Here is a 20590-nt window from a genome sequence, read left to right as displayed (position 1 = left end):
ACCGGGAAGCCGCACACTAACCGCAAAATCTTAACATCGTTTTTGAATCAAAAACTTTCCTGCTACTGTTCTATACAAAGCGCGCGTTCAGGCCCTTGTAAAGCCCAACTTTTACGGCCATTTTCGCGCCTGTTTTTTTTAGAACCATAACTTCTTTTTAGGTGCCAATCGTAGGGATGAAAACTTACTATGACCTGATTGACCAGACGTTCGAATTTCCCACGCGGGAGTTCAATGTCGAGAACAACGAACTGTTGTTCAACAATGTACCCCTGATGGACATTGTAAAGCAGTATGGTACGCCCCTCAAACTGACGTTTCTGCCGAAGATTACCGAGCATATTCAGCATGCCAAGCAGCTGTTTAAAAATGCAATGAAGCGGTACAACTACAAAGGCAACTACACGTACTGTTACTGCACGAAGTCATCCCACTTCAAATTTGTGCTCGATGAGGTACTGAAAAATAACGTTCATCTTGAGACGTCGTCGGCTTATGATATTCAGATTGTACGCGAACTGTACAAGATGAATAAGATCAGCAAGCAGACGTACATCATCGCCAACGGCTACAAGCGCCCCCTGTACACGCAGTACCTGAGCGAGATGATCAACGAAGGCTTCAACGTTGTGCCGGTACTCGACAACCTGAAGGAAATCGAAGCCTACGAGAACGCAGTAACGGCGGAATCGGTCAATTTTGGTATCCGGATTGCAACCGACGAAGAACCAAACTTCGCTTTCTACACCTCCCGCTTGGGTATCCGCTACAGCGACGTTAACGAACTGTACCGGACCAAGATCGCACCCAACGAGCGGTTCAAGCTCAAGATGCTGCACTTCTTCATCAATACGGGCATCAAAGACAGCGCGTACTACTGGAGCGAGCTGAGCCGGTTTATGTACAAATACTGCGAACTGGCGAAGGTGTGCCCCGAACTCGATTCGATCGACATCGGCGGTGGTATGCCGATTCAGACGTCGTTCCAGTTCACCTACGATTACCAGGCCATGATCGATCAGATCGTGGAGTCGATCCAGTGGATCTGTAACAAGAACAACGTACCGGTACCGCACATCTTCACCGAGTTTGGTTCCTATACGGTGGGGGAAAGCGGTGCCGTGATCTACAACGTGATCGATCAGAAGCTACAGAACGATAAAGAGCTGTGGTACATGATCGACGGATCGTTTATTACGCAGCTACCCGACTCATGGGGACTGGGCCAGAAATACATCATGCTGGCCGTCAACAACTGGGATAGTCCGTACCAGAAAGTCAATCTCGGCGGTCTGACCTGCGACTCCCACGATTTCTACAACACGGAAACGCACAGCGCTGACCTATACCTGCCGATCTTCAATCAGGACCAGGAAGAGCAGTACGTCGGTCTGTTCCATACCGGTGCTTATCAGGAGTCGCTGGGCGGCTACGGCGGTATTCAGCACTGCCTGATTCCGGCCCCGCAGCATGTGATTGTGGACATGGACGAGGAGGGCAACATGCGGTCGCGTTTGTTTGCGCCGGAGCAGAACAGCGAGGTAATGCTAAAAATTCTGGGTTATGGCGGTGCTGAGCCCGGCATGACCGAGCTGGAAGCGACCGAAGCGGCTGAGGAACGGGAAGAAGCGGCCGAATTGGCCAAGGTAGAGGAATAGCAGGAGGGGTGTCGTGTCGGGTTAGCACCGATTGTTAAACCGACACGATACCAGCATACGCTTCTGGCACAGAATTCGTTATCTGTCTGACACTGAACGCAACGCATTATTCATGAAAAAACTACTTGTTGTGGCAACCGCGTTGGTTGCCCTGTCAATGGGAGCCTGCTCCCGGCGCTCGAACTGCCCGGCCTACGGCAGTGTGCAAAAATCCGCTTCGGTGCATCAGGTACGCGCCTGACCGGTACGATACTACAAAAAATGGCCCCGTGATGACTGGTTCACGGGGCCATTTTTTGTGTATAGAGTTGGACTATCCCTGGCTGAGCACGTAGTGCGAGGCTTCAAGCAGATCGGTAGCGCAGCGTTCGCTTTCCTGCAAATCCGTTGCGGTTGGGTGCGCGATGCGTACCGTTCGGACGCCCGCCCGCCGGCCTGCCTGCATGTCCCGCAGCGCGTCGCCGATCATCCACGACGTGTCTGGCTGGATGTTGTACTTCGCCATCGCCTTCTCGATCATCAGCGAACCAGGCTTCCGCATCAGCGACTCGGAATCGAACTTGGGGTGATGCGGGCAGTAATAAATAGCATCGATCAGATTACCACACTGCTGCTGTAGATAATCGTAGCACTTCATGACATCGTCGCGGGTATACAGGCCACGGGCGATACCAGCCTGATTGGTGATGATAATCAGCAGATACCCCGCGTCTTTGAGCAATTGTAACGCCTGGGGAACGCCGTCGGGAATGATAAAGTCGTCGATCCGATACACGTAGTCGGGCCGATCTACATTCAAAACACCGTCGCGATCGAGAAAAATGCACTTGTTCATAACGGCAGTAATTGGTGACGTAGACGTGGTAATTCGGGTAAAAATAGAACGATTCGCACTATTTTATGACTGAAAATTAGAAAAAGGAAGAATGTCAATGCAGTGGTGCTATGATGACTGGCTGTAAAATGCTGTGGTTCGGCAACCGAAATCACCGAACCACAGTACACTTAGTCAACAAACGTAAATGCTTAGCTATTGGCTGTCAGGCTTTGCAGTCGTTCGTTCAGCGCCTGAATCTTGGCGTCGGCGTCGGCTAGTTTCTGTCGTTCGCGCTCAACCAGTTCGGGCTTGGCATTGGCGACAAACTTTTCGTTCGACAGCTTTTTTAGCGTCGACTCGCGGAAGCCGGTCAGGTAGTCAAGCTCTTTCTGCGCGTTGGCAATTTCCTGCTCTGCGTCCACTTCACCGGCCAGGTTAACGAAGAACTCGTCGGCCTTGATCAGGAACGCAGTTCCCTCGGCTTTCTCGCTCGTGTACGTAATCGCGGACACATTCGCCATTTTCTGAATCAGTGGCTCCAGCGTGCTGAACCGCTGCTTATCGGCCGTGCGAATGGCCAGGGGCAGCTCGGTTTTGGGCGAAAGCTGCTTGGTGTTTCGGATATTCCGAATGTTCGATACGATCCCGAACAGCGTATCGAAGTCGACCAGAATCTGCTGATCGACGGTGCCGGCCTTTGGGAACGGGGCTACGCAGATGCTGTCGCCTTCCTTCCGGTCGCGGATGTCCTGCCAGATTTCTTCGGTGATAAACGGCATGAACGGATGCGCCAGGCACATCAACCGCTCGAAGAAGTTAATCGTCGCGTCGAACGTTGCCTGGTCGATGGGTTGTGCCGCCCCGGCTTCGGTGTCGTAAGCCGGTTTGATCAGTTCGAGATATTGCGCACAGAAGTCGTCCCAGATCAGTTTGTAGATGGCCTGTAGTGCATCGGAAATGCGGAACTTGCTGAACAGGTCTTCGATTTCAGCCAGCGTCGCGTTTAGCTTTGCGTCGAACCACTGAACCGATAGCGCGTTGGCACCAGCATCGGCTGTTTCCGATACCGTCCAGCTTTTGACCAGCCGGAAGGCGTTCCAGATCTTGTTGCTGAAATTACGGCCCTGCTCAACCAACTTCTCGTCGAACGGCAAATCATTACCGGCGGGAGAACTGAACAGCATGCCCGTCCGAACGCCGTCGGCCCCGTACTGATCGATCAGGTCGAGCGGATCGGGTGAGTTACCCAGCGACTTCGACATTTTCCGGCCCAGCTTGTCGCGGACGATACCGGTCAGGTAGACGTTTTTAAACGGCGCTTCGCCTTTGTACTCGTAGCCGGCAATGATCATCCGGGCCACCCAGAAGAACAGAATCTCCGGTGCCGTAACAAGGTCGTTGGTCGGATAGTAATAGTTGATGTCGGGGTTGTTGGGTTCTTCGATACCGTTGAATACCGAGATCGGCCACAGCCACGATGAGAACCACGTATCGAGTACGTCGTCGTCCTGCGTCAGATCGGCTTCGGTCATGGCGAACAGCAGCTTCTCGTGCTGCACCTTCTCCAGCGCTTCGTGCTTACTGCGGGCTACGATTACGGTACCGTCCTGTAGATAGTAAGCCGGAATGCGCTGTCCCCACCACAATTGTCGGCTGATACACCAGTCGTGAACGTTCTCCATCCAGGCCCGGTACATGTTCTTGAACTTCGGCGGAACCAGCTGAATCGTATCGTCCATGACACCGTCGAGGGCGGGTTTAGCCAGTTGCTCCATCTTCAGGAACCACTGCAACGATAGCTTCGGCTCGATAACCGCGCCCGTCCGCTCCGATGTGCCGACGTTCGACTTGTTATCTTCGGTCTTGACCAGATGCCCCGCTTCATCCAGCAGTTTGATGATCGCTTTCCGGGCAGCAAACCGATCCTGCCCGACCAGAATCTGCGCTTTCTCGTTTAGCGTGCCGTCGTCGTTCAGAATGTCGAGAACCGGTAGGTTGTGCTTGATTCCTAAGCTATAGTCATTGGGGTCGTGGGCAGGCGTCACTTTCAGACCGCCCGTGCCGAAATCCATCGCAACGTACTCGTCGGTGATGATCGGTACTTCCCGGTTGATCAGCGGAATGATCGCCGTTTTACCGTGCAAATGCGTGTATCGTTCGTCGTTCGGATTGACGGCGATGGCTGCATCGGCCATAATCGTTTCCGGCCGAACGGTCGCGATCGTGATGTACTCGGGTTCGCCGGTATCGGTCGTGCTGCCTTTAATGGCGTAGCGGATGTAGACCAGCTTCTGTTGTACTTCTTTGGTGATGACCTCTTCATCCGACACCGCCGTGCGCCCCTGCGGGTCCCAGTTAACCATGCGAATGCCGCGATAGATCAGGCCTTTTTCGTACAGGTCAACGAACACGTCGATCACTGACTGATACAGGTCCGGCTCCATCGTAAAGCGGGTTCGATCCCAGTCGCAGGACGCACCGAGTTTAGCCAGCTGACTCAGGATGATGCCGCCGTATTTTTCTTTCCATTCCCAGGCGTACGCCAGAAACTCGTCGCGGGTGAGGTCCTGCTTTTTGATGCCCCGCTCCGCCAGCATCGCCACGACTTTCGCTTCAGTCGCGATACTCGCATGGTCGGTACCCGGCACCCAGCAGGCATTTTTGCCTTCCATCCGCGCCTTACGAATCAGCACGTCCTGAATGGTGTTGTTGAGCATGTGACCCATGTGCAGCACACCCGTGACGTTGGGTGGCGGAATCACGATGGTGTAGGGCTCCCGCTCGTCGGGCGTCGATTTGAACAGCTTATTGTCGAGCCAGTACTGATACCATTTGGCTTCAATGTCCTGGGGTGAATATGTCTTGGCGATCATTCGTTGTGGCGGGGCTGTGCCCGATTAGACGACAAAAATAAGCCCGTCGCGGGAAATACCGGACGGGCTGACGATTTGCGTGTAGCTGCTGGCTGTATAATGAGCTATCGGGTACCGCGAGTGGAATCATTCCTAATGTGTAACATTCGTTTGGGAGACAGTACGTAAACCTGCACCTAAAGACTGGATAGCGTGCCGTCAGCGATGGGTTTTCAAACAAACGAGCCGTATTTTTACTTGCTAGGTTACTTCATCTCAACGGCTATGGAATTTGGAAAAGCCCCTAATCTTGACACAGTTAACTTCGCGCTGCCGCCCGGAAATGCGTTTAATGCGCGCGTCTGGACGGACGTTGAACCTACCGCTCGGCCGCAGGTACACATCGGTGGGCCGATCTGGGCCAACAAAGATTACGTCGGCAAAGTCTATCCGACAAACGCAAAAGAGAAAGACTTTCTGCACCACTACACCCGGCAATTCAACACCATCGAGCTGAACCTGACGCACTACCAGATTCCGACGCCGGGGATGATCGAGAAGTGGAAAACTGAAGCGACGCCCGGCTTTACCTACTGCCCCAAATTCCCACAACTGATTAGCCACGACCGGCAACTGATTGCGACCGAATTACAAACCGAAGAGTTTGTCAACGCGGTGCTGCAACTGGAAGAATTTCTGGGTATGAGTTTCCTGCAACTGCCGCCCCATTTTGGCCCCGATAAGTGGCCGTTACTGGAAAGTTACCTGAAACACTTGCCCGACGAGCTGAACGTAGCCGTTGAATTCCGACATCCCGACTGGTTTAGTAAAGCCGCGCTTTGGTCGCAAACGCTCGAACGATTACATGCGCTACGTCGGCACGTCGTCATTACCGACGTAGCGGGCCGGCGCGACGTACTACATATGGGACTAAGCAGCCCAGTCCTGACCCTGCGCTTCATCGCCAACGAAGGCCACCCGACCGATTACAGCCGCACGGACGCCTGGATACAGCGGCTGAAAACGTGGTTTGAAAAAGGGCTACAGACGGCTTACCTGTTTATCCACGGCGGGGCCGACAACGACACTGCGCCCGAGTTGATTCTGTATTGGGTTCGTGAACTGAACAAACATTGCGGGCTTAACCTGCGTGAACCTGTTCTGCAACCGAAAGTCATACAAGGAAGCCTCTTCTGATGGATACGGGCACGTTTTGTAAAGCGACTGTGTTAGTAATTAAAATGATGTATCTACATCTAATACTTCTGGAAATATATGGAACTCGGTATTAGTAGTTTCGGAGAGGTAAATCCCGATAATAAAGCAGGGCAGGCCGTCAATGCGCATCAGCGGATGCAGGACCTGCTGGAAGAAATAAAACTGGCCGACGAGGTTGGGCTCGACGTGTTTGCGCTGGGCGAGCACCACCGCCCCGACTTTATTATCTCGGCTCCCGAAGTGATACTGGCTGCGGCTGCGGCTCAAACCAAAACCATCCGACTATCGAGCGCGGTAACGGTGCTGAGTTCCGCCGATCCGGTACGCACGTTTCAGAATTTCGCTACGCTGGATCTGATCTCGAACGGTCGGGCGGAGATTCTGGCTGGGCGAGGCTCCTTTACCGAGTCGTTTCCGCTGTTTGGCTACGACCTGAGCGACTACAATGAGTTGTTTACGGAGAAGCTAAACCTGCTATTGGCTATCAACGAAAGTGAAAAAGTTACGTGGTCTGGTAAGCTCCGGGCACCGCTGAAACAGGCTGGCATCTACCCGCGTCCCTTGCAGGAAAAACTACCGATCTGGATTGCCGTGGGTGGTACGCCCGCATCGGCGGTTCGGGCGGGTCGGCTTAATCTACCGATGACAGTAGCCATGTTAGGCGGTACACCCGAACGGTTCGTACCATTCATAAATCTGTACCGGGAATCGGCTGCGCAGGCGGGCCACGATGTGACTAAGCTACAACTGGCAGCCAACTCGCAGTTCTACATCGCCGACGATTCGCAGCAGGCATCGAACGAGTTCTGGCCACCCTATGAGCTGTTGATGAACCGGGTTGGGCGGGAGCGGGGCTGGCCCCCCATCAGCCGTGAGCAGTACGAGCAGACGCGGAAATACGGACCGCTCATGGTTGGTAGTCCGCAGCAGGTAATCGACAAGATTCTGCATTTCCACGAGCTGTTTCAGAACACGCGTTATCTGGGCCAGATGATTGGTGGTCATCTGATTTCGCATAAGCAAAACCTACGGTCTATCGAACTGTTCGGGACGAAAGTCGCCCCGGCGGTTCGCAAAGCCCTGCAGTCGACATCAGTCGAAACGGTTACTGTATAAGGTGGCTCGAACAGCGGGATGCTATTTGTTTAAACGACCCTACAAATAGCATCCCGCTTTTTGAGACAGTTCGATTACTGATTACATTGCATAGCTATGAATTATACCGATCGCATTCACGCCGATTACCGGGTTATGCTGGGTAAACCAGTTATACGAGGTACTCGCATTACGGTTGAGTTGCTGCTACGCAAACTTTCGGAAGGGGCTACTACTACCGATTTGCTGGCAATGTATCCGACGCTTACACTCGATGATCTATTAGCCGTGTTCCAATATGCGTCGAATGTGCTAGCGAGTGAAGAAGTTATTATGCTCAACGCAGCATGATTATCGCCGACGAGAATATTGATCATGCCTTGATTCGAGCGATTCGTGAACGAGGTATCGATGTTTATTCAATTAACGAATCAAATAGTGGTATACGGGATGAAGAGGTAATTTTTCTCTCGCGCGTACCAGCTCGGATTATCCTGACTGAAGATAAAGACTTCGGCGAGTGGGTCTTCGCACATAACGTTCGGGGAATCAGTGTTGTGTTTCTTCGTTACCAGTTTAAGGAAACGGAGACGATGAAGCAGCTCCTGATCAAACTACTGACGGAGCGTGTCGATGATCTGACCGGTAACTTTACAACGGTTACCCCTCAGAAGATACGAATCCGACCTATAGAACCGTAGCCAGTTTCGGGCTAGCGGTTGATTTTGCGCCCTGCGTCCGGTACTTTTGCTACATGAGTTACTACCAGACAGTTGCCTATGTTCATCACCGCCGTTAGCGACGGGCGGTACGATTGTTTCTGGATTTTTCCTCACAGCCATACCCAAGCCCGGTTTATCAGCCGGGCTTTTGCTTTATGAAAACGGTTATTATCAAATACAACGCGGGGAATGTACAGTCGGTCATGTACGCCCTCGACCGACTGGGTGCCAATTACCTGCTTACGGACGACGAAGCCGAAATCCGCTCGGCCGACAAGGTGATCTTCCCCGGCGTGGGCGAAGCCAGTACGGCCATGGCGTACCTGCGGCAACGCGGCCTCGACAAGCTAATTCCGTCGCTTAAACAGCCGGTGTTGGGTACCTGCGTGGGTATGCAGCTGATGTGCCGTCACTCGGAAGAAAACGACGCTACCTGCATGGGCATCTTCGACATCGACGTTCGTCGGCTACCGGGCGACGTTGGCCTGAAAGTGCCGCATACGGGCTGGAACAGCATCCATTCGCTGAAAAGCCCACTGACGGCTGGTCTGACGGAAAACGACTACGTTTACTTCGTCCATAGCTATGCCGCCGACGTTTGCGAACACACTACGGCTGTCTGCGAATACGGCCGGCCCTTCAGCGCGATGCTGCACCGCGACAACTTCTACGCGGCCCAGTTCCACGCCGAAATCAGCGGCAACGTCGGCCAGCGAATACTTGAGAACTTCTTACGGTTATAAATTTAACACAGAGGTCACGGAGGTTTTCACAGAGGAAGTAAGAGACTCTGTTTTCTCCGTGAAAACCTCTGTTTCTCTGTGTTTAGAAAGCCATGCATATCATCCCCGCTATTGATCTCATCGACGGTAAAGCTGTCCGGCTGACGCAGGGCGATTACAGTCAGAAAAAAGAATACAACGCCCGACCGCTGGAAGTCGCCCAGCAGTTCGAAGACGCTGGTCTGACACGGCTGCACCTGGTCGATCTCGATGGGGCCAAGGCGAAGCGCGTTATCAACTGGAAAGTGCTGGAACTGATTGCCGGAAAAACCAGCCTGCACGTCGACTTTGGCGGTGGCGTTCAGTCCGACGAAGATTTGCAGATCGCCTTCGAATGCGGAGCCAGACAAATAACCGGTGGCAGTATCGCCGTGAAACAGCCCGACGTGATGGAGCGGTGGCTGTCGCAGCACGGTTCCGACAAGATTATTCTGGGGGCCGATGCGAAAAACGAAAAAATCGCCGTCAGTGGCTGGGAAGAAGGTACCGATGTCTGGGTCTACGATTTCGTACAGAACTGGGTCGACAAAGGCATTCAGTATGTCATCAGTACCGACGTGGCAAAAGACGGATTGCTGCAAGGCCCGTCGTTTGACCTGTACCGTACCATGCAGGATCAATTGCCCAAATTAAACATCATTGCCAGTGGGGGAGTCAGCAATATGGCGGATATCGAAACGCTGGCCGATATGAACCTGTTTGGCGTCATCGTCGGTAAGGCGATTTACGAAGGCCGTGTTACGCTGAAAGAACTGAGCCGGTTTGCCACTACATAGCGATGGATAACGACTACATAATCAGCACCGACAAATCGCGGCTTGATCTGACGGTTATTCATCAGTTCCTAAGTCAGGAGTCGTACTGGGCGAAAAATATGCCGTTGGAACTGGTACAAAAAGCCATCGATAACTCGCTCTGCTTTGGTATTTACAACAATGATCGGCAGGTTGGCTTTGCCCGCGTCATTACCGACTATACCACCTTTGCGTACCTGTCAGACGTATTCGTGGCGAAAGAACAGCGCGGGCAAGGGTTGTCGAAACGGCTGGTGCAATACATCATCGACTACCCCGATTTGCAGGGACTTCGGCGCTGGACGCTGGTCACGAAAGATGCACACACCCTCTATGAGCAGTTTGGCTTCGTTTTGCCTGACGATCCAAACCTGTATATGCAACGAAAACTAATCGACAGCTACTGATGCTGACAAAACGAATCATACCCTGCCTTGATATAAAAGATGGTCGCACCGTAAAAGGGACCAACTTTGTGAATCTGCGCGATGCTGGCGACCCCGTGGCGTTGGCTGCTATGTACGCCGAACAGGGCGCTGACGAACTGGTGTTTCTGGACATCACGGCCACCGTCGACGAGCGCAAAACGTTGATCGAACTGGTTAGGAATGTCGCACATACGATCAATATTCCGTTCACCGTCGGGGGCGGTATTTCGTCGGTGGCCGATGTGTCGGCGCTGCTGAACGCGGGAGCCGATAAAATTTCGATCAATTCATCGGCAGTGCGGAATCCCGACCTGGTCAATGAACTGGCGCTGGAATTTGGCAGTCAGTGTGTGGTCGTCGCCATCGACACACGCTACGTCGACGGGGAGCATATCGTTCATACGCACGGCGGTCGTAAACCAACCGAACTACGTACGATCGCTTGGGCGAAGGAGGTTGAGGAGCGTGGGGCGGGCGAGCTGCTGCTGACGTCGATGGATGCCGACGGTACGAAAGCCGGTTTTGCCATCGAGTTGACGGCGCAAATTTCCGGTGCGGCCAACATTCCCGTCATCGCGTCAGGCGGGGCCGGTACAATGGACCATTTCGTTGATGTCTTCACAACGGGTAAAGCCGACGCGGGACTAGCTGCCAGTATCTTCCACTTCCGCGAAATCGATATTCCAGATCTGAAAGGCTATCTGAGCGGTAAAGGTGTCGAGATGCGGATCTGATGATTTAAACACAGAGAACACGGAGGTTTCACGGAGATAACAGAGAATAAATAGAAGCACCGGATTTCAACCCGACATTTCTGTTCCTCCGTGTACTCTGTGAAACCTCTAAAACCTCCGTGTTTAAAACCATCAAAACTGGAATCCTAAGTCAATCGATACCACCCGGTTCTTGGATACTAATTCCCGCCCACGGGCAACGTTCAGCAGACCGCGTTGATAGCTGATACCCAGGTTGAGCGCGTTGTTGCGGTTGAGCTTGTACTGCACACCCGTACCGAGCAGCAACTCAATATCGCCGAACCCGTATTGTCGCCGGTCGCCACCGCTTTCGGCCAGGTAAAGACCGTTCCGGGCTTTGTCCTGCGCTTTCTCGGCTAGCTTCAAACTCAGCAGCCCCCCTGTTTGTACGTAGAGTCGTACGCCCGGCGCAATGTCATTGGCAAACAGTTTCACCGTAACCGGCAATTGGAGATACTGAAGATTATAAGTCGATTCCTGCTCGGGTAAATTTGGATTGAACCGCGACTGCCCGAACGTCCCCGGCATCTGAAAACCTGATCGTTTCACCGTATACCACAAGCCGGTGCTGAAGGCGTAGCGATCCTTGAAAAAATAGTAGTCGAGCGTTGGGCCGACGCTGAACCGCATGCCCGCGCCATTGTTCCGAAAACCTAAGTACGACCCCGAGCCATCGGCCGTGTTTAGGTCGAGGTGCGGGGCGAAGCGAAGTCCCATTTCGATGAGGTGAGTCGGGCGGGCGTAGTCTGGGCCTGTTTCGTCGTTCAGGCCGGTAGTTTGCCGCCGACGGCGCCGTTTGCGGTCATCCTCGTAGTCGCGCCGGTTCTGATCCTGCCCGTCATAATTATCGCCGAGAATTTTTCGAAATCGTCGCTCAGTAACGCTGGATTCTTTCGTTTTCAACCGGTAGAGGGCCGGTGACTTAGTCTGCGCCTGACTGAGCGCACTCAGCAGAAGCAATGAAATGAGCCCGAACCCTGCAACTTTTTTCATAATTTTGTACGTTTTCAATATAGAAAACCGGTGATTTTCATGCAAATACGCGTTGCCCTGCTCGGGCTATTTTGCGGGTTATGGCTGTGTTCATGCTCAAAACCCGATGACGTGTCGGTTGTTCGGCTCGATCAGCAACTGTTTGCCGCCAAATCGGCCGACGACGTCCGCGCCTTCCTGAATCAGCATCCCGCCGTCGCTCAATTGTATTTTAACGCGAACCAGGCCGGTAATGATACGGCCCTCGTCCGGGAATTGACTGACCGGGTCAACAATCCGGCTTTGCAGGATTTCAACAAGCAACTACAGGATGAGTACGGTGACTTTAGTGAATTGCGCACCCAGCTCGCCGACGCCTTCGCCAATATCAAAAAAGACTTCCCGGACTTCAAGGCCCCCCACGTCGAAACGATTGCGACAGGCTTTATGGGGCCTGACCTGATTGTCAACGACAGCCTGGTTATTATCGGAATCGACTATTTCGCCGGTCCCAAATCGAAGTATCGTCCGGTAGGTCCAACGTTTCCTCAATACATTCTACGCCGGTATCAGCCGGAATACATAGTGCCAGCTGTTATCTTCGCTATATCGGACCGGTATAATGCGACTAACCGTACCGATCAGACGCTGCTGGCCGACATGATCTACTACGGTAAAGGCTATGTCTTCACGCGGACCATGTTGCCCAGCAAAGAAGCCGTTCCTGATAGTCTGATCATCGGCTATACAGACAAGCAACTGACCGAAACGTTTAACGCGCAGGACATTGTCTGGGGTCATTTCATTGACGAGCGGCTGCTGTATCAGACGAGCCCGGCAATCAAGCAGCGGTACATGAACGAACGGCCCTTCACGGCCGAGATCGGACGGTCTGCACCGGGGGCTATTGGTCGTTGGGTAGGCTGGCGTATCGTCAGTGCCTATTACGACAAACGAAGCGTAGGCATCCGGGAACTGATGCAGAACGCCGATGCCCGGCAAATTTTTGAGCAGTCAGGCTATAAAGGACAACTAGATTAATTAACGCATACCGGTTAGCTGCCGGTTGACGAGCAAAGCAATGGCTAAACGAAGAGGTACCGATAGCGAATCGGACGAGGCCGACAAAAAACGCGTAACAAAAGAAGGGTTCCGCAAGGCACTGAGCATCTTTCAGTTCGTGCGGCCCTATCGCTTGCAATACATCATTGGGTTTGTGTTCCTGATCCTGTCGGCGGGAACGACGATGAGCTTTGGTTTGCTTATCGGGCAGATCACCAGCGTTATTCAGGGTAAATCAGCCTACACGCTCAACCAGGTCACGCTGTTTTTTGTGGGCGTACTGGTCGCGCAGGCCATTTTTTCGTTCTTCCGCATTTACTTTTTCTCGCAGGTCAGCGAGCGGGCGATGGCCGATGTACGTCGGGCCACGTACAGCAAAATCATTACGCTGCCGATCCCCTTTTTCGAACAGCGCCGGGTTGGTGAACTCACGAGCCGGATTTCGGCCGACGTATCGCAGTTGCAGGACGTACTGACGCTGACCGTAGCTGAACTGTTCCGGCAGGTAGCAACGCTGCTGATCGGTACGGCCATCATCTTCTACGTGTCCTGGAAGCTGACGCTGTTCATGCTGGCAACGTTCCCGGTTATCATTGTTGCGGCTATCTTCTTCGGCAAATTTATCCGCAAGCTGTCGAAGCGGGCGCAGGACCACCTGGCGGAAGCAAACGTCGTTGTCGAGGAAACGCTGCAATCGGTCAATATCGTCAAAGCGTTTACCAACGAACGGCTGGAAATCAACCGGTATGGCTCAGCCTTGCAGCGGGTTGTCAGCACAGCCCTGCACGCAGCTAAATACCGGGGCATATTCGTATCGTTCATCATTTTCGCCCTGTTTGGTGGCATTATCGGCGTGGTCTGGTACGGCGGTTCGCTGGTGCTGAACAACGAAATGCCCTTTTCTGACCTGCTGACGTTTATCGTATACACCACATTTATCGGTGGTTCGGTGGCCGGTATGGGCGATCTGTACGCCCAGTTGCAGAAAACAGTTGGATCGTCGGAGCGTATTCTGGAAATTCTGGGTGAAGCATCGGAAGTAAACGCTTCGGACGAGTTGCCCTTGTTTGTACCCGTGCAGGGTAATGTACAGTTCGAGAACCTCAAATTCTCGTATCCGGCCCGGCCCGATATTCCTGTCCTGAAAGGTGTGTCGCTCGACGTTGCCGCCGGCCGTAAGATTGCGTTGGTAGGGCAGAGCGGAGCCGGTAAGTCGACGCTGGTGCAGCTGCTGATGCGCTACTACAACCTGAGCAGCGGTCGTATCACCATCGACGGTCGCGACCTGACCAGCTTTAACCTAACTGAGCTTCGCAAGAACATCGCCGTTGTGCCGCAGGAAGTGATTCTGTTCGGCGGGACGATCATGGAGAACATTCAATATGGTCGACTGGGGGCCACGGAAGCCGACGTGCGCGAAGCCGCCCGCAAAGCCAATGCACTGAACTTCATCGAGTCGTTCCCCGAGGGCTTCAAAACTATCGTGGGCGAGCGGGGCGTTAAACTATCGGGCGGTCAGCGGCAACGTATCGCTATTGCCCGCGCCATCCTGAAAGATCCGGCGATTCTGGTACTCGACGAAGCAACGAGTTCGCTCGATGCCGAGTCGGAACAACTGGTACAGTCGGCGCTGGACGAGCTGATGCAGAACCGCACGACGATTATCATCGCGCACCGGTTGGCCACTATTCGCAAGGTCGATAAAATCTACGTACTGCGCGAAGGACAAATTGCTGAAGCAGGTACGCACGATGAACTGGCGACGTTGGAAGATGGCGTCTACGCGAATCTGGTTAAACTTCAGTTTGAGCCGATCAGCTAGTCGGAAATTCCTTACCCTATACCGTCAATTTGTATGAACGCTGCCCAGACACTTAAAAGCTTTAACCTCCGCCACACGGCTGGCCGGGAGGAAGTGCTCGACCTGTTTTTGAAGGCGGGTTATGCATTGGCCCACAACGACGTCGAGAGTGGTCTCGGCCCCGACCACGACCGGGTAACGATCTACCGAACGCTGCGGACGTTTCTGGATAAAGGACTGCTTCATAAAGTGCTGGACGATGAAGGGGGAACGAAATATGCCCTTTGCCGAGATACCTGTTCGCAGGGGCACCACCATCACGACCATGTCCATTTTAAGTGCGAAAACTGCGGTCAGACCGTTTGCCTGGATAGCGTTCGTATACCGGCATTAGTGCTTCCCGAAGGCTACGAGCGCCGGGAAACAAACCTGCTTATTCAGGGCACCTGCCGCGACTGCAAGCAGTAGTATTTCTCAGTGTAGGTGTTTGATTGCTGTGGTGTCGGGTTCGCAACCCGACATTATTTTTATGTGCAAAATCTAAATTCACAGCAGCCATGCAGGAGCCTTTTTTTGAACCTTGGGTAGGAGAGAACTACCCTAGTCAAGCACCGAAGATTCTGGTACTCGGTGAGTCGCACTACGGTAAGCCCGAGTGGTATACTCCTGCATTTACGCAGTATGTCGTCAAAGATTGGGCGCTTTGTCAAAAAGGTAGTAGCCCTTTCTTTACAAAAATCGCCAAGATTTTACTCGGAAAGCCGTATGAATGGATCAGCCTGGAAGAGGAACATAAGCTGTGGAATCGAGTAGCGTTTTATAATTACGTGCAGCAGTTCGTCGGGGATGGGCCACGTATGCGGCCGACTCCTGAAATGTGGGCGGAAGCTGAGGAGGCTCTCGACTATGTCATAGCACAACTGACGCCTGATATTGTAATTGTCACGGGTAAGGAGCTTGGCTACCATGTAGGCACGTTTGAAAAGAAATACACTGGCCCCGCCAAATTTTGTTACTGGACGCACCCCTCCGCACGGGCTTTCAAAAAAGAAGACGCCGTCAAGGCGTTCGACGAAGCAAAGAATAACTATGCAAAGTGATCCAAACGCTGTGTTTCAACAGCGGCAGCAAACGTTTTTACAACAGGAGCAGAACGCCCAGCAGCGGCACAACCAACTGGCCATGATTCGGCTGGTCTGGTTTGCGGTGGCTGTCATTGCCGTGTGGTTGCTTGGTCAGGCGGGGCAGTCGTGGGCGGCTGTGGGCGTGTTGGCCGTTGGCATTGTTGGCTTTTTGATTCTGCTGCGAAAGCATCAGGCCATCCGGCGTGAGCGTGATCTGGCGCGTCAGTTGGTGTTCGTCAACGAAGACGAAGCGGCCCGGCTTCAACGGCAGTATCGCCGACCCGAAACGGGTCAACTGTTTACGTCTGCCGTGCATCCGTATGCTGGGGACCTGGACGTTTTCGGCGTTCATTCGCTGTTCCGGCTGCTCAACCGGACCCATACACGCGAAGGACAGATTCGACTGGCTACCTGGCTGCAAAATCCGTCGCCCGCTGACGCAATCCGGCTACGGCAGGAAGCGGTACAACAGCTCGTCTCGCAACTCGACTGGCGTCAGCAATTCGAAGCGCTGGCACGGGTAGAGGAAACAGTGGGTCGGTCGCCGGACGCGCTCATCAATTGGGCCGAAGCGCCAAACGAACCGTTACCCGGTTATATCAACATTGGGCGCTTTGTACTGCCTGTGGTGACGCTGGCGCTGTTCGTCGCCTGGTTGATCGGTTATGTGCCGGGTGTAGCCGTAATCGCGTCCGTAGGCATATCCTGGCTTGTATTGCGGCAAACGGCTGAGCGGATTATGCGCCTGAGCGATCAGACGGTTGAACTGTCGACAGCCTTGCAAACGGTCAATACGCTGTTTGTGCAGGCCGAACAGGTATCGGGTAAGGCGACCCGGCTGGTGGCGATCCGGGAAGCGCTGTCGAGTCAGTCGCAGAAAGCGTCGGAGGCCGTTCGCGAACTGGCTAGTCTGACAGAAGGGCTCAATTATCGGCGTAACCCGTATTTCTATTTCCTCTTCGGTATCGCCACGCTTTGGGACTGGCACTACCTCGTCCGACTCACAAACTGGCGCGTACGACACGGGCCAGCTCTTCGTCGCTGGTTCGACGCACTGGGTGAACTGGAAGCCCTAAACAGCCTGGCTGGCTTTGCCTACGCACACCCGGCCTATGCTACCCCGATAATCACCGATGGTGAACTAGCGCTTACGATGACAGCTGCATCACACCCCCTGCTGGTACCCGGCCGGAGCGTGGCTAATTCGCTGAGTATGATCGGTTCGGGGCAAACGATACTGATTACAGGCTCGAATATGTCGGGCAAGAGTACCTTTCTACGGACGGTTGGGGCTAACGTAGTGCTGGCGCTGGCGGGGGCGGTCGTCAGTGCCGAGCAGTTCAGTTGTTCGGTCGTACAGGTCTTTACCAGTATGCGAACGCAGGATTCGCTGGAAGAAAGTACATCGTCGTTCTACGCAGAATTAAAGCGCTTACAGGCGTTGATTACGCTCACGAATACGCCATCGACGCTGCCCGTGCTGTATTTTCTGGATGAAATCTTAAAAGGGACTAACTCTGTCGACCGGCACCGGGGGGCGGAAGCGTTGATCCGGCAACTGCACAAAACGACGGCATCCGGTTTCGTCTCTACGCACGACCTCGAACTTGGCCAGCTGACCAACGCGTCTGATTTCATTCGCAACTACCATTTTCAGTCGGACTTGCGCGCCGGCGAACTTGTGTTCGATTACCAGCTCCGTTCGGGGGTCTGCACGGCGTTCAACGCCAGTCAGCTTATGCAGGCCATAGGCATCCAAATCAATGAACTGACCCAGTAGACCAACAAGGAGTCGTTGGTTTATGCTTTTTCCGCTCTAATTCGTCCTAACCAAGGCTGGCTATCGCTTGTTCTCTTCGGGGAAGCCCGTATCTTTGCTCACGCAAAAATTAGTATGCTTGCATACTAATTGGGTTTATATGAGACGAAAGACTGCATTGACCGGACAGTACAAGCATAAAAAAAGCCTTCCCACAGGGAAGGCTTGCGTTGAGGTGGTGGTGATGGACGGAATCGAACCGCCGACACAAGGATTTTCAGTCCTTTGCTCTACCAACTGAGCTACATCACCTTAACGTGGGTGCAAAACTAAGAGCGTAACCGACAATACGCAATAGGTTAGGCTAAAAAAAGTAAAAATAATAGTGCCTGTTCTATAAACAGTACTGATTTTCAGTACTGTAATCGATGAAAATAAATGGAAATCGTACAGCAAATTTTGTTCACAGCGGCTCTGGTAGCGACGGCCTGGTTCATTACGGGTCGAGTCAGGCTTATTGCAAAGGCAATTCGGCTGGGCCGGGCCGAGAATCGCTTCGATCATGCCGACGAGCGGCTAAAGACAATGCTGCTGGTGGCGTTCGGGCAGAAGAAGATGTTCACGAACTTGCTGGTGGGCACGATGCACTTCGTCATCTACGCAGGTTTTATCATCATCAACATCGAGATTCTGGAGATCATTCTGGATGGTTTGTTGGGTACGCACCGGCTGTTTGCGCCCTTGATTACGGCCGTCTACCCGGTGCTGATCGATGTATTTGAAGTATTGGCGTTTGGCGTGCTGGCGGTCTGTGTTGTGTTTCTGTGTCGCCGGTTTATCGCACGGGTTAGCCGTTTGCAGGCGAGTCGGCACCGGGAATTGCAGGGCTGGCCTGTCTCCGACGCAACAATCATCCTGACTGCCGAAATCCTGCTGATGATCGCGTTCCTAACCTGGAATGCGTCAGATAGCGTGCTGCGCGATCGGGGCGTGGGACACTACGGTGAACTACAGGGCATCGTACCGGATTTTCTGGTGAGTCAGTACCTGAAGCCGCTGTTCACGGGTTTCAGCGATACCGCGCTTGTTGCCTATGAGCGGGCGGCCTGGTGGCTGCATATTCTGGGCATTCTGGCTTTCGCCGTCTATGTAACTTACTCGAAACACCTGCACATCGCGTTAGGATTTCCCAACGTGTATTTCTCCGATTTGCAGCCAAAAGGCGAAATGCAGAACATGCCGGAGATTACGAAAGAAGTTCAGCTGGCGCTGGGTCTGCCCGTCACCACAGACCCAGATGGGGGACAGGTCAACGACAATGGCGAACAACCAGCAGAAATTGGTCGCTTTGGCGCAAAGGACGTCGAAGACCTGAAATGGATCAACCTGATGAATGCGTATAGCTGCACGGAGTGCGGGCGCTGTACGGCTGCCTGTCCAGCTAACATTACCGGTAAGAAACTGTCGCCCCGGAAGATCATGATGGATACCCGCGACCGGCTGGAAGACATTCAAAAAGGCTGGAAAGCCAACGGTCCCGATTACAAAGACGATAAATCGTTGCTGGGCGACTACATCACGGCGGAAGAACTCAATGCCTGTACGACCTGTCAGGCTTGCGTCAACGCCTGCCCGATTAATATCAACCCGCTCGATATTATTCTGCAGCTACGACGGTACCGGGTAATGGAAGAGTCGCAGGCACCGGCTTCGTGGAATGCAATGTTCAGCAACATCGAGAACAACATGGCCCCCTGGAAGTTCTCGCCCAGCGACCGCTTCAACTGGGCCGATCAGGTTAACTCATAATCGTGGAGTTTTAGAGTTGGATAGTTGTAAAGTTGCCTGCGCATACTTGGTCACTATCACTGGGCGCGTCAGCTAACTTTATGACTATACAACTTTACGACTATCCAACTTTGTAATGTAAAATCATGCTTGAGAAAACATACACTGTACCGACGATGGCCGACATGGCTGCGTCGGGCGAAGAGCCGGAAATTCTGTTCTGGGTGGGCTGTGCTGGCTCGTTTGACGATCGGTATAAGCGAGTGACCATCGCTTTTGTCCGCATTCTGAATCATGTCGGAATAAAGTTTGCCGTCCTGGGGCCGGAAGAAGCCTGCACGGGCGACCCGGCGCGTCGGGCGGGGAACGAGTTTCTGTTTCAGATGCAGGCAATGGCTAACATTCAGGTACTGAATGGGTACAACGTCAAGAAAATCGTGACGGCCTGTCCGCACTGCTTCAACACGTTGAAAAATGAGTACCCCGAGTTAGGCGGGACGTACGAGGTCATCCATCACTCGCAATTTTTGCAGGGGTTGATCGACGAAGGGCGGGTTAAAGTTGAGGGTGGACAATCGTTCAAGGGACGAAAAATTACGTTTCATGACTCCTGCTACCTGGGCCGCGCTAATAAAGTGTACGAAGCACCCCGTGAGGTTCTGGCCGCTTTAGATGCTGATCTGGTCGAGATGAAACGCGTTCGGGCCAATGGACTTTGCTGTGGCGCGGGTGGCGGACAATACTTCAAAGAACCCGAACCGGGGACGAAAGACGTGAACGTCGAGCGGGTAGAAGAGGCCCTGGCGACGGGGGCAGACACGATTGCCGTTGCTTGTCCGTTTTGTATGACAATGATGTCGGACGGTGTGAAAAACAAGAACCGGGAAGACAGTGTACGGGTCTATGATGTGTCGGAACTCATTGCGCAAGGGCAAGGGTTGTAATTTCTTTAACCAACAGCTT

General features: G+C 53.3%; 20 protein-coding genes and 1 tRNA gene. 17 read left to right on the top strand and 4 right to left on the bottom strand.

Annotated elements, in window-relative coordinates:
- The first annotated feature begins 176 nt into the window (after positions 1 to 176).
- Positions 177 to 1658, top strand: a complete 1482-nt coding sequence (locus tag CLV58_RS03810; protein ID WP_106136436.1) for a type III PLP-dependent enzyme domain-containing protein — start codon at positions 177 to 179, stop codon at positions 1656 to 1658.
- Positions 1659 to 1770: 112 nt separating this feature from the next.
- Positions 1771 to 1899: a hypothetical protein gene (locus CLV58_RS28945; RefSeq protein ID WP_281257884.1), complete on the top strand. Its 129-nt coding sequence runs from the start codon at positions 1771 to 1773 to the stop codon at positions 1897 to 1899.
- Positions 1900 to 1971: 72 nt separating this feature from the next.
- On the opposite strand, the gene CLV58_RS03805 is transcribed toward CLV58_RS28945, so the two are convergent.
- Together CLV58_RS03805 and CLV58_RS03800 are read right to left on the bottom strand one after the other, a co-directional pair.
- The gene (locus CLV58_RS03805) at positions 1972 to 2493 is read right to left on the bottom strand and encodes a D-glycero-alpha-D-manno-heptose-1,7-bisphosphate 7-phosphatase (protein ID WP_106136435.1); all 522 of its coding nucleotides are present in this window, start codon (positions 2491 to 2493) and stop codon (positions 1972 to 1974) included.
- 191 nt (positions 2494 to 2684) lie between these two features.
- Positions 2685 to 5348: a valine--tRNA ligase gene (locus tag CLV58_RS03800; RefSeq protein WP_106136434.1), complete on the bottom strand. Its 2664-nt coding sequence runs from the start codon at positions 5346 to 5348 to the stop codon at positions 2685 to 2687.
- 264 nt (positions 5349 to 5612) lie between these two features.
- On the opposite strand from CLV58_RS03800, the gene CLV58_RS03795 reads away from it, so the two are divergent.
- The 8 genes from CLV58_RS03795 (at position 5613) to hisF (ending at position 11100) form a co-directional block, all read left to right on the top strand.
- Positions 5613 to 6524, top strand: coding sequence for a DUF72 domain-containing protein (locus CLV58_RS03795; protein WP_106136467.1), 912 nt, complete (start codon positions 5613 to 5615; stop codon positions 6522 to 6524).
- Between the two features lie 78 nt (positions 6525 to 6602).
- The gene (locus CLV58_RS03790) at positions 6603 to 7661 is read left to right on the top strand and encodes an LLM class flavin-dependent oxidoreductase (protein WP_106136433.1); all 1059 of its coding nucleotides are present in this window, start codon (positions 6603 to 6605) and stop codon (positions 7659 to 7661) included.
- Between the two features lie 96 nt (positions 7662 to 7757).
- The gene (locus tag CLV58_RS03785; protein ID WP_106136432.1) at positions 7758 to 7991 is read left to right on the top strand and encodes a DUF433 domain-containing protein; all 234 of its coding nucleotides are present in this window, start codon (positions 7758 to 7760) and stop codon (positions 7989 to 7991) included.
- On the top strand, positions 7988 to 8341 hold the full coding sequence (locus CLV58_RS03780) for a DUF5615 family PIN-like protein (protein ID WP_106136431.1): 354 nt from the start codon (positions 7988 to 7990) through the stop codon (positions 8339 to 8341). The genes CLV58_RS03785 and CLV58_RS03780 overlap by 4 nt, the downstream gene beginning before the upstream one ends.
- Positions 8342 to 8517: 176 nt before the next feature.
- Positions 8518 to 9105, top strand: a complete 588-nt coding sequence (gene hisH, locus CLV58_RS03775) for an imidazole glycerol phosphate synthase subunit HisH (protein ID WP_106136430.1) — start codon at positions 8518 to 8520, stop codon at positions 9103 to 9105.
- 92 nt (positions 9106 to 9197) lie between these two features.
- Positions 9198 to 9920: a 1-(5-phosphoribosyl)-5-[(5-phosphoribosylamino)methylideneamino]imidazole-4-carboxamide isomerase gene (hisA, locus tag CLV58_RS03770; protein WP_106136429.1), complete on the top strand. Its 723-nt coding sequence runs from the start codon at positions 9198 to 9200 to the stop codon at positions 9918 to 9920.
- A gap of 2 nt (positions 9921 to 9922) precedes the next feature.
- Entirely contained in the window at positions 9923 to 10345 is a 423-nt protein-coding gene (locus tag CLV58_RS03765; protein WP_106136428.1) for a GNAT family N-acetyltransferase, read from the top strand.
- Positions 10345 to 11100: an imidazole glycerol phosphate synthase subunit HisF gene (hisF, locus tag CLV58_RS03760; RefSeq protein ID WP_106136427.1), complete on the top strand. Its 756-nt coding sequence runs from the start codon at positions 10345 to 10347 to the stop codon at positions 11098 to 11100. Before CLV58_RS03765 ends, hisF begins: the two co-directional genes overlap by 1 nt.
- A 132-nt stretch (positions 11101 to 11232) precedes the next feature.
- On the opposite strand, the gene CLV58_RS03755 is transcribed toward hisF, so the two are convergent.
- Positions 11233 to 12114 carry a porin family protein gene (locus CLV58_RS03755; protein WP_106136466.1) on the bottom strand — a complete coding sequence of 294 codons (882 nt, stop codon included), beginning with the start codon at positions 12112 to 12114 and terminating at the stop codon, positions 11233 to 11235.
- A gap of 39 nt (positions 12115 to 12153) precedes the next feature.
- On the opposite strand from CLV58_RS03755, the gene CLV58_RS03750 reads away from it, so the two are divergent.
- From CLV58_RS03750 to CLV58_RS03730, 5 genes are all read left to right on the top strand, one after another.
- Positions 12154 to 13134 carry a gliding motility protein GldB-related protein gene (locus CLV58_RS03750; protein ID WP_106136426.1) on the top strand — a complete coding sequence of 327 codons (981 nt, stop codon included), beginning with the start codon at positions 12154 to 12156 and terminating at the stop codon, positions 13132 to 13134.
- Between the two features lie 40 nt (positions 13135 to 13174).
- On the top strand, positions 13175 to 14977 hold the full coding sequence (locus tag CLV58_RS03745) for an ABC transporter ATP-binding protein (protein ID WP_106136425.1): 1803 nt from the start codon (positions 13175 to 13177) through the stop codon (positions 14975 to 14977).
- Between the two features lie 33 nt (positions 14978 to 15010).
- Entirely contained in the window at positions 15011 to 15424 is a 414-nt protein-coding gene (locus tag CLV58_RS03740; RefSeq protein ID WP_106136424.1) for a Fur family transcriptional regulator, read from the top strand.
- A gap of 89 nt (positions 15425 to 15513) precedes the next feature.
- Positions 15514 to 16056 (top strand): hypothetical protein, encoded by a 543-nt coding sequence (locus CLV58_RS03735; protein WP_106136423.1) that lies wholly within the window; start codon positions 15514 to 15516, stop codon positions 16054 to 16056.
- Positions 16046 to 17860 (top strand): MutS-related protein, encoded by a 1815-nt coding sequence (locus CLV58_RS03730; RefSeq protein WP_106136422.1) that lies wholly within the window; start codon positions 16046 to 16048, stop codon positions 17858 to 17860. The genes CLV58_RS03735 and CLV58_RS03730 overlap by 11 nt, the downstream gene beginning before the upstream one ends.
- A gap of 215 nt (positions 17861 to 18075) precedes the next feature.
- On the opposite strand, the gene CLV58_RS03725 is transcribed toward CLV58_RS03730, so the two are convergent.
- Positions 18076 to 18151, bottom strand: a tRNA-Phe gene (locus CLV58_RS03725).
- Positions 18152 to 18277: 126 nt separating this feature from the next.
- Between CLV58_RS03725 and CLV58_RS03720 the strand changes: the two genes are divergently transcribed.
- Positions 18278 to 19648, top strand: coding sequence for a 4Fe-4S dicluster domain-containing protein (locus tag CLV58_RS03720; protein ID WP_106136421.1), 1371 nt, complete (start codon positions 18278 to 18280; stop codon positions 19646 to 19648).
- Positions 19649 to 19773: 125 nt separating this feature from the next.
- Positions 19774 to 20571, top strand: a complete 798-nt coding sequence (locus tag CLV58_RS03715; protein WP_245882192.1) for a (Fe-S)-binding protein — start codon at positions 19774 to 19776, stop codon at positions 20569 to 20571.
- The last annotated feature ends 19 nt before the right edge of the window (positions 20572 to 20590 follow it).

This window comes from Spirosoma oryzae (assembly GCF_003002825.1).
Classification (GTDB): domain Bacteria; phylum Bacteroidota; class Bacteroidia; order Cytophagales; family Spirosomataceae; genus Spirosoma; species Spirosoma oryzae.
The sequence above is the reverse complement of the archived record's forward strand: the minus strand, read 5'-3'. Positions and strand labels throughout refer to the sequence as shown.